The following is a 16,242-nucleotide window of genomic DNA, read 5'->3' on the forward strand; positions in this document are numbered from 1 at the left end:
TCAAACTATTAAATTGTTAAAGAATTGTGATAAAGGATTGCTTTGTATTTACTATCAGCAAAAGCGATACCACAGTGTTTGTTTCCTCTCTCCTCATCTCTTACATTAACCTCAGTGGTTAATTAGAGAATGGTTGTAATAAGGAAATTTGTGATAGTGAAGGGGGTTAGTCTTCAACTATCAGCCGATCTCATTATTACTAAGAACGGTTGATAGGAATGAGGTTCCGGAGGCTTGCCCGATACTACTTGGTGAGTATCAGATGGGTCATGCCGTACTAATCATTGCCCGCGGTATGAACGGTTCGTTTTCCATTCTCGCGCTTGTCGGCCTCACCGGTGACTCTCTCCTCGAGAAACAGCCGGCTAAAATCCTATCTAACGAAATATTTATATAAAGAACTAAACTTTTTTCTCTCCTCTTTAAGAATCTCTCTCTTATTGAGGGAAGTATGGAGGGGAGGGAGGAACCATTGTTATATATAAGTCTATTGTTCCTCTCCTCTCCAAGCTTCCATCTATAAGTTGTTTATTTGACTGATTGTTAATTTCCTGTCCTAATCTTATCTTGATAAAATCATTATACACCATATCTCTAGTTTTGTCAAGAGGGTGTGACTAATATTTTATAATATTGTCTTTATATAATAAAAAAAAGCATAAAATGCTTAATATATTTATATAAAAATGTCATAGTATCTTGACAAAATATATATCAAGGTGTATAATGAAAGTATATTTAAGTAACCTACTATTTATTCTATGACTACTTTGACGAGCGCTCCAAGCTATCAACAATCCTTGATCCAAGCTGGATTATCAGATGAACAGGCCTTAATATATGAGTATTTAGTGAAAAATGGGCCTCAAACAGCTGGTAAAGTTAGTATTTCAACCCCTCTAAAGCGGGGCTTGGTCTATAAAATACTGGATAGCTTGGTTGAAAACGGTTTGGCCATAAAGCACGATGCTCCAGGTAAAGTAGCTATGTTTGAACCAGCGCACCCTTTGAAGCTAAGAGAGCTAGCTGAAAAAAAGGAAGCAGATGCCAAAAATGCTCAAGAAGCTTTAAAAGGCGTGCTTGAGAAAATGACGATTGATTATAATTTAATCTCTGGTCGACCGGGGGTGAAGTTTTATGAGGGGAGAGAGAGGATTAAAGAATTGATTTTTGATAGTTTAAATGCCAAAACCGAGATTCTTACCTTGGCTGATGTAACAGCGGTAGAAAAATATATAAAAGATATTGATGAGGAATACGTAAAGCTGAGAAATAAAAAAGGTCTTGCTAAGCGGTTACTAGTACTTGATACCCCTGAAGCTCATGGGATGGAAGGGCGTCCTGAACATTTTACTGCCACTACAAAATATTGTAAGTTAGAAATTTCTCCATTTAGTACAGCGATGATGTTATATGATGAGAAGGTTGTCTTTTTAACCTTAACAGAGAAATATATTATTGGTTTTTTAATCGAAGATAAATTTATTTATTCTACTCAAAAAGCATTATTTGATTTTATTTGGAATAAAGCTTAGGCTGCTTTTGATTTTAGATAGTCCTGAGATTCAAGATAGTTGATTTCCTGTTCGAATATTAGATTGATGTAATTTTTTTTATTATTGATTTGATGATCAAGATGGGTGATAACATAAGAAGGTTCATCTGTTTTATCAAGGAGATGTTGTATCGCTTCCATATCATTCTCAGAGGGTTGGAATAAATTGTCAGTTGGGATCGTTAGGTTAAAAGTGTGGTATTGTTTTAGTTTATCAAAATTATGAGATTTAAATAATGAATTAATTAAATCATCAGGTAATTTTTCCGTCTCAGTTTTACGTCGAAGGTACTGTTGGTTTAATTGATCGTCTCTTTTAATATTAAAAAGATGGATACCGGAAGCCTTATCAGGAGTTATCCCAGTAATGACGAAATTTTTTTTATTGATGTAGTGTTGACTTACATCTCTTCTCATCTCTACTACACCAGTAAGTTCATTATGTTGGGCAATAGTGTCCATTGTCGCCGTTTCAAAAGCGGTACCAATTGAAGAACCAGACGCCAATGGATCAACCATAAATGAACCGGCATAAACTGATTTAAAATCTTTTTGATCAAATCTAATACAAGCAATTAGTTTGTCTTTTTTACTTAATACAAACCAGCGTGATTTATCGCCTGAAGCTATGGCATTAGAGATATCTGATTTGACCTCATTTTGAATTACTGGATTTTCTTTGTAGAGTCGTTTCGCTAGATCAAATATTTGGGCTTTGGTCGTTGGTTCTAATTGTGTTGCAGTTTGTGAACGTATATTAAGATCGTGAAGGTCATTTAAATCTGCATCAGGATTATTTTCACGAGCGTTTTTGAAAAGAGCACTTAAAATGATTGTATCTATCTCAACTGTTTTAAGTTCTTTTGTAATCTTTTCGTTAAGTTCATCACGGGAAGAAGCTGCGAGATCGGGCTGCTGTAATTTAGTCGCGTAAGAAACTAGTATTTGTTTGGCGCGTCGAATGATCTCCATTGTTGGGTGTATCGTTAGGTCAGTTTTAAAATAAGTGTTTTTCAACTCAGCTTCTGTTTTCCGAATAGTATTAGTAATTTGATTAACAGTAGAAAAAATTTTTGAGGCGATTTCAGGGGTTGTTTTTTGGGAAATAGTAAAAATATGTTCGGCATTTTTTTCATCATCTTCCATACTTAAAAATGTTTTAATGCCGTTTTCTCCAAATTTTTCTATAAACTTATGTAATCGCGTTTTATCTGCAGGGGAAGCTTGAGTATAAAAAATTAAAAACCACCCTTGCTCTTTAAAGGTTAAATTATTAAATTGGACACCAGAAGTTTTGAACATTGGAGATTGAGCAAAATCATAGTACTTGTCTTTAAAGGATTGTAGATATTCTAGTCGTTTGTGATATTGAGGCGAATTTGGATCCGGTGTTTGTGAGAAAATGGTATCATATTCAATTGTTCGTATTGTTGGTGAAATATGATCATCTGTGGTTAGGTCGCCAACATGAAAATATGCGTCAAGCTTGCGTTGACTTGTGTTAAAAATTCCAACTTCCCCATCATTGGTTACGCGTTCACCGTAGAAGTCATTATTATTATATTGTGATCCAAGATCGAAAGTTTTTTCAAGGTAGGGTAAGCCATCAGCTCCGATCGGTATTGCTCGATCTTCTAATCGATAGAGTATAATTAAAGCAATTTCTTGTTCATCCGGTGTTCCGTTTTTTGCGATGTTAAGTAGCTGAGAGGCTGATTTCGGAATGCTGATCTTTTTTAAAGCCTCCGCAGTATTAATGATATTTGCATACTTTGATACTCCATCATCGTTTGGGAACTTTGAAGATATGGCAGATTGAATTAATGGCTCAATAAAATCTTGATCTTTTGATTCTCCCATTATTTCAATAATTTTTTTTCTTGCGTAAGTAAAAGTAGAATCAGCCGGATTGGTTATAATGTCATGTAAGGTTACTTTGTCAAAATTATTACCTGTTTGTGGAATTTTTATTGCTCGGGTATTGATAATTTTGCCGATGATTTGATTTGATGATTGATCGGGAGGAATATCTTTTATAATAATTTCGTCAGCCACTTTTAGATATTCACTTTCTATATCGCTGAGTTCGTGTTCAATTAAATTTTTTAAATAGATTTTTTCTGTGGGATTAATTTCTAACGGGTTGATGAGATTTAGTTGGTTGATATTTGTTTCTGTTTGGTGGTTTTTAGTATTATAATCAGAAAAAATATTATGATAAAATTCAAAATTTGTTGAAGCAAAGATTAGTTGTTTTTTTAATCGATCCTTTTCAAAATGATCTGGCTCAGGGCCAAATAGCGCTTTATAATTTTCTAGATCTTCAGAAAATTTTTTGTATCTTTTTTTATTAGATTCATCGTTTATTTTTTTTCTTTTGTCCTTAATTTCTTTGATTCTATCTAGATCTGTTTGAAGAAAGGGTTTTTTGGAATAAATAGCTAATAATTCGTCATCTAACTGTTGTTCTAATAAAAGATTTTCAAATTGATCTTTAATAGGAGTTAAGCCAGAAGATTCAGTTTCATTTATCAAGTTGGTTTCATTAGTTTTTTTTTGTTCTTGTTCAGACAGATCATTGAAAGTAAATCGGTATTTTTCCATATAATTTAGAAAATATAATTCTACGAATCATGCGCCCCATGAACATCCCGTCCTTTTTGCACCCACATGGAGATAGGGGTGCCGGTAAAGCCAAACTTTTCTCGTAATTGATTTTCTAAAAAGCGAAGATAAGAATCAGCTAAACTTTCACGAGTTCCAACTCGAACCATAAAGGTTGGGGGATTAGTGCCGGTTTGCGTAAAGGCATATAGACGAGGATATTTTGTGCCTCGACCTTTGGTTGGACGATGTTTTTTTACGGCTGTTTTCATTAACCAATCAAGATTATTTTGTGACAATGTTACGTGACGCTGACTATCAACTTTTAAGACCAAATCTAGTAAGTGATCAACTTTAGAATTATTTTTTGCAGAGATAAATTGAATTGGCGCATGAGTTGCAAAGGGTAGTTCGCCGTAAATGTAATTGGTAAATTTTTTGGTATCACGTTCGTCAGCAAGGTCCCATTTATTAGCGACTAAAATCAAACTTTTTTTTCTGTCAAAAATTTCTTCAACCAAACGTGAATCTTGTTTGGTCAAGGGATCATTAATATCCAAGATCAATAAAGCAATGTCAGATTTTTTAAGCGAAGCAAGGCTCTTGTCCATGCTAAACTTTTCTAGAGTATGAGATTTATGTCCATGCTTTGTAATTCCAGCTGTATCGACCAAAACCAATGGTTTATTTTTGTAAGTAAAATTGGTTGATTGTGGTTCACGAGTGGTGTGTGGGACTTCACTCACAATCACACGATTATACCCAAGAATGGCATTTAATAAACTTGATTTTCCGACATTGGGTTTGCCTAAAATACAAACCTTGATTGGTTGGGCTGCCAATTCTTTTTGATGCTTTTCTTCTTGTGCACTCTCAGTCATTTCTTCTTCATCTACTTCTTCCTCATCTTCATCAAGGCGTTTAGTTTTAGTTGGATCAATGTGAAGAATTTCTAAAACAGCATCAAGCATGTCACCAGTACCAGCACCAGTAGCAGCTGAGACAGGATAGACTTGGCCCAAACCTAAGCTATAGAAATCACTGACTTCTGGAATTCGTTTAAAGGCATCAACTTTGTTGGCGATAATAATTACTTTAGACAAGTCAGGAATGATGCGTTTAAGAATTGATGCCATTTGTTTGTCTTGTGGTAGTAGACCTTCTTTGGCATCAACAGCAAAAATAATAACATCGGCTTTTTTTAAATAATCACGAGCTTGTTTTTGAACGAGTTCATCAATGGAAACAGCTTTAATTTTACGTTGACTTAAAAAATCAAGGTTCATAAATCCGCCTGTATCAATTAATTCAAATTGATGACCGCGCCATTCAACAGAGGCGATATTACTATCACGGGTTGTGCCTGGGACATCAGAAATCAAAGCCTGACGTTTTTCAACGAGACAGTTAAAGAGAGTTGATTTGCCAACATTGGTTCGACCAAAGATAACGATTAAAGGTAATTTTGAAGTGGAGGGCATATGATGCTTTAATTTATATTCTGAGTCTAGTACAAAATCGCTATTTTAGCAAGTAAAAAAGCCCTAAAATTGGGCTTTTTTCTAAAACAAGAGGCTTTTGGATGGTTCAGAGTATTTAATTACTATTTTCTGTCCCAGAGTTACTTTTATCAGCATCAGTACCAAGGATAATAATAAAGTCAGGTTGCTCTTTATTACTCTCTTGAGCTGTGGCAGTCAAGTCTTCTTTTAACCAGTCAGGAAGAGTTGGGGCAATATTCGCACCTGTTTTTTCCTTAAGAAATTCTAAACTTGAGCGTTTTGTTCCATACCCAAGATCATAGATAACAGTTTTTTCAAAATTATGACGACTGGAATTACCAATTTCAACTACATCAATTCCATCTTGTTCAAAGTCCACGGCTAATCTGCTACCCAAACCATTAATCCAGGTGCCATTGAGAATTGTAACTTTAATTTTTTCTTTTGGCTTTTTTGTTTCAGTATCATTTTCGTTTTGTGGTGTTCCAAATAGGTTAGCAAATAAATAAGTTATTTCTGAAAAGTCACCAGAACGTGGGGAAAGAATATAGGCTCCATTATCACCAACACTATCAACTAATAATCCACTTGGACTATTATCAAGCACTTGGTTAATGATGTTATTCCCCTTAACATTTTTTACTAAGCCAAATAATTTAATAATTTCCCATATTTTTAAATTGGTTGAAATGTTGGTATTTAGTTCTCCAATAATACTTGTTACTTTTTTAGGATTTAAAAGAGTATCAACACTTAGTACTTTTTCACGAACAGCCTCAAGAATTTTTTGTTGTCTACGAGCACGAGCAAAGTCTGTACCTTCACCACCAACACCATGACGAGAGCGAGCAAACTTTAAGGCTGTTTCTCCGTCCATGTGTTGCCAGCCGGCATCAACATGTAGATGTTCAAACCGACTGTAGTAATTTGGGTCATCTTCTCGGCCACGAATTGGATAGCTATAGTCATCTAACGTATTTTCAACCATAACATCAATTCCACCAACTTGATCAATAATTTTTTCAAAACCATCAAAGTCAACTCGAACATAATAATCAATTGGCTCTTCAAGCAAGTGACCAATACTTTGGCTACTGGCTAAACCACCTGAGCCCGGTTCTCGTCCTTCGGCAAAGGCATTGATGGTGTTAATTTTTCGCCAGCCCATATTTTCTATAGGGACGGCTAAGTCTCGTGGAATTGAAAACAGAGCAACTTGTTTGGTTGATGGTTTATAACTTGCAATCATGATCGTATCGGATAGTTGTCCGCCATCATGATTTTTTCCACCAACACCGAGTAATAAAATATTAATGCGATCTCGATCTTCGCCTTTTAATTCTCGATCAGCGCTTTCGGCCAAATGCTTTACTTGTCCCAAGATTGGGATACTATCAATCCAGGATGGATTGTCATTGGGAGCTATTTTATGTTTAAAATAAAAAAAAGCAAAAAAGGTTCCGAGAAGAATTACTAGCCAAATAAGCACTTTAGGCCAGCGTTTTTTCCGATGAACAATTTTTTGCTCAAGAGGAGGGAAATTGTTAAGTATTTCTTGATGTTGATCCATAGTATGATTAGAGGCAACTTGATAACTTACCCATTATAGCCTATTTCGCTAATTTAACAAATTATCGCCTAAACAAGCTAAAATATCGCCCTTATTCGTTGACACTACCTTTTAAAAAAGCTATACTTATCCTATATATTATGTGCGTATTTAGGCAATGAACTAATAAAGAAATTAAGCCCTTTTTAATCTCTTGTTAGTTCATTCGTTATTACATCCTATGATTATCACTTGGTTAGGACATTCAGCTTTTAAGCTTCAAGGTAAAGGTCATTCAGATACAGTAACAGTAGTGACTGATCCTTTTTATTCTGAAAAAACTGGATTAAAATTGCCACGCCTAGAAGCTGATATTGTGACGATCAGTCATGATCATGATGATCATAATAATAGTGAAGCTGTTAAAGGTAATCCTCATATTATAACCGGCGCTGGTGAGTATGAAATCAAAGGAGTGTTTATTGAAGGTGTGCCTTCATATCACGATGAAGAAAAAGGCGCTAAGCGTGGAGGTAATATTATCTATCGTTTTGAAATTGAAGATTTGTCGATCACACACTTGGGAGACTTGGGAACTGAATTAGATAACAAACAACTTGAAAGTTTAGAGGGTACTGATATTTTATTAGTTCCAGTAGGTGGTATTTATACTATCAATGCAGCCAAGGCAGTGACGGTTATTAATCAAATTGAACCGCGAATTGTTATTCCAATGCATTATCAGATTCCTGGATTAAAGTTAAGTAATGAGTTGGCAACACTTGAAACTTTTCTCAAAGCAATTGCCATTAAACCGCGTCAAGAAGAAAAATTAAAAATTTCTAAAAAAGATCTACCACAAGAAATAATGGAAGTGGTAGTATTAAGTTTTTAATATGCCTCGCAAAGTCGCAGTCAAAAAATCAGCCACTGTTAAAGAAAAAAAAATAGTAAAAAAAACAGCTAAGAAGAAAACTGTTAAACGTCAGGTGAAAAAAATTCCTGTCACAATCCCTGTTCCAGAATCCCCAGTTTTAGCTCCTTTGACCCATGGTCATACATTACATTATTCAGACATGCAGTTTAAAACTAATCAGGAATCTGGTTATCGAAAAAAACAAAAATTAATTATCGGTCTTGGTGTTTCAATTATCATGACAGCAATCGTCATTGCTTGGATCTTAAACTTAAAAAAAATAATTGGCCCAGAGGTTGATGCCTCAACGCAGGCACAAACCCCAGCCTATTCTGATTTAACAGACTTAAAAAAAGAATTAACAGATACATTATCAGAAGTTAAAGGCCAATTAAATGAATTAAATAGTATTAATGAAGCCCCGGCTACCTCAACGATTGCACCTGAGACTGAAGATGAACTACGAAATGCTTTTAAAGCCACAGTTGAAAAAACAATAACCGAACCACCAACCCAAACTACTCCGCCCCCAGTTCTCCCTTAATGATATTCAAGAAGTTATAGTGTTATTCATTACTTTATAACCTTATAACTTTTTAACCTTATAACTTTACAGTATGGCAAAAGCTACATCTAAAAAAGACTTAGAACCAAAAAAGAATAAAGATAAAGAAACAGCCAAGGCTGATAGCCAAGAGGTTGTAACTACAACTAACAATATTGGTGCGCTTGAAGCCCAGCCAATTGTTGAGGAAATGCGTCGTTCATATCTTGATTATGCCATGAGCGTTATTGTGGCACGTGCTTTGCCTGATGTTCGTGATGGTTTAAAACCAGTTCACCGACGTATTTTATACGCTATGTGGAATTTGGGACTGCGACCAAGCGCCAAGTTTAGAAAATCAGCCACTGTAGTCGGAGAAGTACTTGGTAAATATCACCCGCACGGAGATAGTTCTGTCTATGATGCTATGGTTCGTATGGTTCAGGATTTTGCTATGCGTTATCCGCTGGTTCGTGGACAAGGAAACTTTGGTTCAATGGATGGTGATAATGCGGCTGCTATGCGCTATACAGAAGCAAAATTAGCTCCTATCACTGAAGAACTTCTGGCTGATATTGATAAAAAAACCGTTGATTTTATTCCAAACTATGATGGCTCACAACAAGAGCCAACAGTTCTACCAACTCGTTTACCAGTCTTACTAATGAATGGCAGTATGGGTATTGCTGTTGGTATGGCCACTAATATCCCTCCGCATAACTTGCGTGAATTAGCCGGAGCTATCACTCACTTAATTGATAATCCAGAAGCAACGGTTGAAGATTTAATGCAATTTGTAAAAGGACCGGACTTTCCAACCGGTGGTATTATTTATGATCAATCAGAAATTGCTCGAGCTTATACAACAGGAAAAGGTGGAATTGTCATGCGTGGTGTAGCAGAAGTTGAAGAAACAAAGCAGGGTGGCTTTCAAATTATTATTACTGAAATTCCATATCAAGTTAATAAAGCATCCTTGGTAGAAAAAATTGCTGACTTAGTGAAAGAAAAAAAATTAGAAGGTATTAAAGACCTGCGAGATGAATCCGATAAAGACGGTGTTCGGGTTGTTGTTGAATTAAAGAAAGACGCTTTTCCAAAAAAGATTTTAAATAGTTTATACAAACAGACTCAGTTACAAGAAACCTTTCACGTAAATTTACTGGCTTTGATTGATGGTATTCAACCTCGTGTTCTGAATTTAAAAGTTGTACTTGAAGAATATATAAAGCATCGAGAAATTGTGATTCGACGCCGCACAGAATTTGAATTAGAAAAAGCGCGTGACCGGGCTCATATTCTTGAAGGTTTAATGATTGCTTTGGAAAATATTGATGCCGTTATTAAAATTATCAAAGCTTCAGCCGACCGTGAAAGTGCCAAACTTAACTTAATGAAGAAGTTTAAGTTATCTGAAAGACAAGCTTTTGCCATTGTAGAAATGAAGCTTGGATCTTTGGCTAATTTGGAACGACTACATATTGAAAATGAATTAAAAGAAAAACTGGCTTTGATTAAGGAATTAGAAAGTATTTTGAAATCTAGAACTAAGATTCTAGGTATTGTAAAAAAAGATATTATAGAAGTATCGGAAAAATTCGGAGATGATCGACGCACACAATTGGTCACTCATGGAATTAAAGATTTTAATACCGAAGACTTGGTGCCAAATGAAGAAGCCATGGTTTTAATGACTCGTGACGGATACATTAAGCGCTTAGCTCCTGATACCTTTAAAGTGCAGGCTCGAGGTGGCAAGGGTGTTATTGGCTTAACCACCAAAGAAGAAGATATGGTTGAGTTTATGATGACCACCATGACTCATAATGATATTTTGTTCTTTACGACTCGTGGTCGCGCCTTTCAACTAAAAGCCTATGAAATTCCAGTAACCCAGAGAACTGCCAAGGGTCAAGCGATTGTTAACTTTTTGCAATTACCTGGTGATGAAAAAGTCACTTCAGTTTTGCCGTTAGATAAAATTACTAAAAGTTCCTATCTTTTCTTTGCTACGGAAAAAGGTGTAGTGAAAAAAGTTGCTCTTGAAGAGTTTTCAAAAGTTAGACGTTCAGGATTAATTGCTTTGAAAATGAGAGATGATGATGCTTTGATTTGGGCAAAGCCAACTTCTGGAAAAGATGAAATTCAATTAATCACCGCCAATGGTCAAGCTATTCGTTTTAAAGAAACTGATGTTCGGGCTATGGGACGTAATGCTTCTGGTGTGATGGGAATTAGATTAAAGAAAGGCGATACTGTTGTTGGTATGGGAGTAATGTCAACTGAGAAAGAACAACTCAAAAAATACCAAGTTGTTTCTGTGATGGCTAATGGTTATGGAAAGCGTACACCTTTGTCGTTATATAAGGTACAGGCTCGCGGAGGTAGTGGAATTAAGACTGCCAAAGTAACTTCAAAAACTGGTGCTTTGACAAATGCGTATGTTATGAATTCGGAAACAATGTCTGATCGAGATATCTTAATTATTTCTGCCAAAGGTCAGGTAATTCGCTTGCCATTTAAGTCAGTTAATGAACTTGGACGCGATACTCAAGGCGTGAGATTAATGCGATTCAAAGAAGAAAATGATAACGTTGCTTGCGTCAGTTGGGTATAAAAGGTATAGTTTGACTTGCTATGAGTCTTTAGCTTATAATGTAAGGACTTTATTTTTAATTATATAAAATTATGGAAAACATGGAACATAATCATTCTCCAATGCCTTCTGAAGGACATGGGAATCAGGCCCCACAGAAAGTGGAAAGTAAAAAGAATTTAATGATGGCTCTTGGTGCTGTGGCCATTATCTTAATTGTTTTAGCTGCTGGAAATTTTTCTGGTGGTTTATTCAATACTAAGGGTGGAAACAAAGCCCTTTCAGCTGATGAAGCAAAAGCAAAGGCTGAGGATTTTATAAATAAGAATTTAGTACAAGGTACAACCGCTTCAATTACCGCTGTTGAAGATTATAGTGATAGTCTCTATAAATTAAAAGTAAAAGTTGGTGACACTGATATTGATTCATATATTACTAAAGATGGAAAGCAATTTTTCCCACAAGCTATGGACACCGAAGCAGCAGTCGCTTCTGGCGATGGAGAGGCTCAAACACCAGTTGCTCCAGCAGATTTAGTAAAGTCAGATAAGCCAGAAGTAGAATTATTTGTTATGAGTCATTGTCCATATGGAACTCAAGCTGAAAAAGGTATTGTTCCAGTTATGGAAACATTAAAGGATAAAGCAAATATTAAAATTAAGTTTGTAAACTATATCATGCACCAAAAGATTGAAATGGATGACAACTTGGTTCAATATTGTATTGATAAAGAAGATAATGGGAAATATACTGCCTTCTTAAAGTGTTTCTTGAAAGATGGTAATTCTGGTGCTTGTATGACTTCAACCGGAGTTAATACAAAAAAAGTTCAAAGCTGTATCTCAGCTACTGATAAACAATTCAAAATTACCGAAGCTTTTAATGATAAGTCAAAATGGTCAAACGGAAGCTTCCCTCCATTTGCAGTTCATGAAGCTGAAAATGTTGAGTATGGTGTTCAGGGTTCCCCAACTTTGGTTATTAACGGAAAGCAAGTTGATTCTGAACGCTCACCAGCAGCTTTCTTAACAACAATTTGTGCAGCTTTCAACAATCCTCCAGCAGAGTGTGGTACAAAACTTGATACTGCTACTCCAGGTGCGGGTTTTGGTGAAAGTACGGCTGCTAACACAGGTACTGGTAATGCCGCATGTGCTCCTAGTTAATCTTAATTTTGTTGTTTAGTTCATCTAGCAAAAAAACGACTCTTATCTAAGGGTCGTTTTTTTTATGTCATCCTCGACCTTCCTCTGTCATCCCCGCGAAGGCGGGGACCTAGTCTTGATTCTATAAGCGATTATTAGAAATATTTATTCAACTAATCCTCTCTCTAATATACCAATGCCACCTTTTAAAAAAGGTGGCACCAAAATAACAAGCCTAGAGAAAATGTACTACAGGTATCGTTCATTCAAGAAGCCTCGCTTAAACTCCTCGTCCTCACTATAATGAGGACTCGTCAAACAGTAAGCTCGGCCACATTCTTGAATTCACTCACCTGTTACGTACATTTTCTAAGGCTTGTTACATACAATACAAGTACCCTCTGAAATTCCCGCCTCTCCACTGTCATCCCCGACTTGATCGGGGATCTTGTGAATGATATAAGATAATAATTTTACCCAGATCCCCGCATACGCCTGCCTGCCGGCAGGTAGGCGGGGATGACAATAGGTAATAGTGGAGCTATATATAGTAATGGTAGATGTATAAAAATAGTTTGTAATAAAAAAGCTACCTGGCTGTTAAGGCCAGATAGCGGTTAGTTAAAAACTTATTTCATGATCTCTGACTCCACTTTTTTCTGATAAGTGGAGTAAAGAATTGTTTCTCCGGTGGTTGAGACTACGGAGTAAAATTGGGTGTATGTGGGACTTTGATAACCTCCAACCTGTGAATCTATAACGATCAATCCTTTCTCCTCAAAAACTTTATCAACATATCCCGGAATAAACAACTTTGTATAGCTATTGTTGTCTATAAGATATAATTCGTTTTCTCCGGAGATGAAACCTGGCTCATATGTTCTTATAAGCAAGATATACTGATCTTTATTTAGTTCTCCGCCAAGAATTGTTGGTGATGTGGTTTTTATTCCTTGAACGCCAACCACATTTTCTTTTGCTGAGCTAAAATAAAATCCGAAAGCTTCCACCTTAATCCATCCTCCCATTGATCCTTCATCTTCGTATATTTTTAGAGGACCATAGGTTCCAGACTTCAGTTCTTGTAAGATAGATACATTTTGTTTCGAAAGAATATTTAATTCTTCGAAACTTTGTGCTGAAGTTTTTGAACTTTGTAAGAAGAATAAGAACAAGAGTGCAAAAATGCTTAATAGAGTTGCTTTCATTTGATCTCCTTTCTGATTTTGGTTAATTCTGAATATTGACTTAAAAATTTTTTCGCCTCCAATTATCAAGATAATTACAGTGATGATATATAACCCTGTAACTATCCAGACTTCGTTCTTTGAGAGCTTCTCAAAGTATGCTAACGTGATTCCTATTATATTACTAAGAAATAGTAACGCAAGCAATATTTTTTTCATTTTCTCTCTCCTTGTTGTTTTGATGAAATTTCAGTTAGTTAGAATATTTTGTAAATAATCAGGAACTCGGTATTTCTCAGTAGCCACATCGACCAGAAGTAAACTGAGTGACTTCATGCTTGATTTAGAAGGAATTAGTAGCCTCAATTTTTCATGTAAAATTTTTAAGGCCTCATCCTCACTCTTATTACCCTGCAGTTTATGTAAATAGTCAGAAAAAAATTTTTTTAGTATTTTCTCAAATTCTTTTTCTAATCCCAGATCACTGCATGCTATGAACACTGGGGAATATCCTTTCTCGGAAATAAGCTGAAGAATCCCCTCGGCATCTTTTTTTGAGATTAAAGATTCTACGACCAACTTTCTATTTTTGGCTCCTCTTATAATACTTCTGAATCCTATGATTCCAACAATAGCTCCGAAGCTAATACTGATTGGTAGAACCATTTCTTTGTTTAATTCTACGAGTGTGTTTATTTCATTAAGGTTATTCATTAAAACAATGAGAAACCCAACAACACATACAAATGAACTTGTAAGGATGCAGAACCAATACATTATTGATCTTTCCATTTTTCCCTCCTGGGTTTGTTTAGTTTATTGAACAATTTTCAAAGCCTCTGAGAACTGAAGATTTTCCTCAGAAAATCAGTAAATTATTCAATAATTCAACAAATTGTTAAAAAGCAAATATATCAAGATATAGCATATTTTTATGAAAATGTCAATATTTTGCTAATATTAAATAATATTGCCTTTTTTAAGACCATATGGTAACGTAATAAGGCACTTAACAATTGGGCATAGCCCATGAATACCACCCTTTATTAAACTCTTGGGAAAAATCTTATTATAAGCAAATATCGCCTTATATATGAGACAGTTCGCTTACTCGCCGTAGCAAGCTCGCTTAAACAACGTAGCAAGCTCAGCAAATAGCGAGGCAAAGGTGGCCAAGAGACTTTCGTCCAGCTTCTAAGCTGGCAAAGTTAAGAGCAATTTTTTTATTATGAAAAACACAAAAGTAAGTGATTCAACAAGCGACTTCGCCTCTTTAATGAAAGAGGAAGGTTTTAAGATCCCACAAGTTGGGGACACTGTTTTTGGAAAAATTCTTTCAGCCTCCAAGGCTGAAGTTCGTCTTGATATTGGTGGCGTAATGACCGGAGTAGTTCGTGGTCGTGAATTATATTTTGAAGCCAGTGAATTTTCAAAACTAAAACCAGGTGAAGAAATTGAGGCAACCGTGATTGATGCAGAAAATGAAAATGGTGAATTAGAATTATCTTTCCGTTTTGCTGGTCAAGAAAAAACATGGCAAGCAATTATGGAAGCCTATGAAAAGAAACAACCAATTAAGGTTAAAATCAGTGCAGCTAATCGCGGAGGTTTGCTTGTAATGTACACACAGATTCCTGCTTTCTTACCAGTTTCGCAATTGTCACCTGAAAACTATCCACGTGTGGCTGGTGGTGATAAAACAAAAATTCTTGAAAAATTAAAATCATTAGTTGGTCAAGAAATTGAAGTTAAAATTATTACCCTTGATCGTAAAGAAGAAAAATTAGTAGTTAGTGAAAAAGATGCCTGGCAAGAAAAACAAAAGGACTTTATTTCTCAGTATAAAGTTGGTGATACAGTTGAAGGCAGAATTATTGCTGTTACTGGCTTCGGAGTCTTTGTTAACTTTGGTGGAAACTTGGAAGGTTTGATTCACATTAGTGAACTAGCCTGGCAGAGAATTGAAGATCCATCAGAAACATATAAAGTTGGTGATCATATTTCCGCACAGATTATTAATATTGAAGGAGCAAAGATTTTCTTGTCAGCTAAAAAATTAATAGCTGATCCATGGTCAGAAGTAGCCAAGCGTTATGAAGTTGGTCAAACAGTTAATGGCTCAATTCTTAAAGTTAATCCTTTTGGATTGTTTGTAGAGCTTGATTCTGACATTCATGGTCTAGCTCACGTTTCTCAACTTGGTCTAGTCACCGGACAGAAAATTGAAGATATGTTTAAAACAGGTGATAAGATGGAATTTGAGATAATTTCATTGGACATTAATGAACACCGTCTTGGCTTGGCTATGCCTGGAAAGTCAAAGGAACGAAAGGGTAAACCAAAGACCAGTGAAAAAGAAAAGCCTGCTTCCAAAAATGATAAAACTGAAAAAAAGACCAAAAAAGCTGATGAAGAAGTTGAAACGGAAACTGAAGTAGTAGCAGATTCAGAAGACTCGGCTGAAAAAACTGAACCAAAGAAGGCTAAAAAGCCAAAAAAAGAAACAATTTCCTCAGAGACAAAAGATGAAGATCAGGCTGAATAAATAGTGAAGATAGTTTTTTTCTTTCATGAATTTAGTTTGCTCATAAAAAATACGATATAGTACAAATAAGTGTTTTGGATAAAGTCCTATTTTATGCTA

11 protein-coding genes are annotated in these 16,242 nt (G+C 35.6%); 6 read left to right on the forward strand and 5 right to left on the reverse strand.

Going from position 1 to position 16,242, the window contains the following annotated elements:
- Positions 1-761: 761 nt before the first annotated feature.
- Positions 762-1,535: a hypothetical protein gene (locus IPN41_00775; protein ID QQS60500.1), complete on the forward strand. Its 774-nt coding sequence runs from the start codon at positions 762-764 to the stop codon at positions 1,533-1,535.
- Here the strand turns inward: IPN41_00775 and IPN41_00780 are convergent.
- The 3 genes from IPN41_00780 to IPN41_00790 all read right to left on the reverse strand — a co-directional run bounded on the left by IPN41_00780 (position 1,532) and on the right by IPN41_00790 (position 7,231).
- Positions 1,532-4,159, reverse strand: coding sequence for a hypothetical protein (locus IPN41_00780; protein ID QQS60501.1), 2,628 nt, complete (start codon positions 4,157-4,159; stop codon positions 1,532-1,534). The genes IPN41_00775 and IPN41_00780 overlap by 4 nt on opposite strands.
- Before the next feature lie 20 nt (positions 4,160-4,179).
- Positions 4,180-5,640 (reverse strand): ribosome biogenesis GTPase Der, encoded by a 1,461-nt coding sequence (gene der / locus IPN41_00785; GenBank protein QQS60502.1) that lies wholly within the window; start codon positions 5,638-5,640, stop codon positions 4,180-4,182.
- A 115-nt stretch (positions 5,641-5,755) separates the two neighbouring features.
- Complete coding sequence (locus tag IPN41_00790) at positions 5,756-7,231, reverse strand: LCP family protein (protein ID QQS60503.1); 1,476 nt, start codon at positions 7,229-7,231, stop codon at positions 5,756-5,758.
- A gap of 220 nt (positions 7,232-7,451) precedes the next feature.
- Between IPN41_00790 and IPN41_00795 the strand changes: the two genes are divergently transcribed.
- The 4 genes from IPN41_00795 (at position 7,452) to IPN41_00810 (ending at position 12,432) form a co-directional block, all read left to right on the forward strand.
- Positions 7,452-8,105: an MBL fold metallo-hydrolase gene (locus tag IPN41_00795; GenBank protein QQS60504.1), complete on the forward strand. Its 654-nt coding sequence runs from the start codon at positions 7,452-7,454 to the stop codon at positions 8,103-8,105.
- 1 nt (position 8,106) lies between these two features.
- A complete protein-coding gene (locus IPN41_00800; GenBank protein ID QQS60505.1) occupies positions 8,107-8,670 on the forward strand; it encodes a hypothetical protein in 564 nt (187 codons plus the stop codon).
- 73 nt (positions 8,671-8,743) lie between these two features.
- Positions 8,744-11,287: a DNA gyrase subunit A gene (gene gyrA / locus IPN41_00805; GenBank protein ID QQS60506.1), complete on the forward strand. Its 2,544-nt coding sequence runs from the start codon at positions 8,744-8,746 to the stop codon at positions 11,285-11,287.
- A gap of 71 nt (positions 11,288-11,358) precedes the next feature.
- Positions 11,359-12,432, forward strand: a complete 1,074-nt coding sequence (locus IPN41_00810; protein QQS60507.1) for a hypothetical protein — start codon at positions 11,359-11,361, stop codon at positions 12,430-12,432.
- A 608-nt stretch (positions 12,433-13,040) separates the two neighbouring features.
- Here the strand turns inward: IPN41_00810 and IPN41_00815 are convergent.
- Both IPN41_00815 and IPN41_00820 read right to left on the reverse strand, forming a co-directional pair.
- Positions 13,041-13,817 (reverse strand): hypothetical protein, encoded by a 777-nt coding sequence (locus tag IPN41_00815; GenBank protein ID QQS60508.1) that lies wholly within the window; start codon positions 13,815-13,817, stop codon positions 13,041-13,043.
- Between the two features lie 30 nt (positions 13,818-13,847).
- Positions 13,848-14,312: a hypothetical protein gene (locus tag IPN41_00820; protein ID QQS60509.1), complete on the reverse strand. Its 465-nt coding sequence runs from the start codon at positions 14,310-14,312 to the stop codon at positions 13,848-13,850.
- Positions 14,313-14,826: 514 nt separating this feature from the next.
- On the opposite strand from IPN41_00820, the gene IPN41_00825 reads away from it, so the two are divergent.
- On the forward strand, positions 14,827-16,143 hold the full coding sequence (locus tag IPN41_00825; GenBank protein ID QQS60510.1) for a S1 RNA-binding domain-containing protein: 1,317 nt from the start codon (positions 14,827-14,829) through the stop codon (positions 16,141-16,143).
- Positions 16,144-16,242 lie beyond the last annotated feature (99 nt).

The sequence above is a fragment of the Candidatus Falkowbacteria bacterium genome (assembly GCA_016699775.1).
Taxonomy (GTDB): Bacteria; Patescibacteriota; Patescibacteriia; order Patescibacteriales; family Patescibacteriaceae; genus Patescibacterium; species Patescibacterium danicum.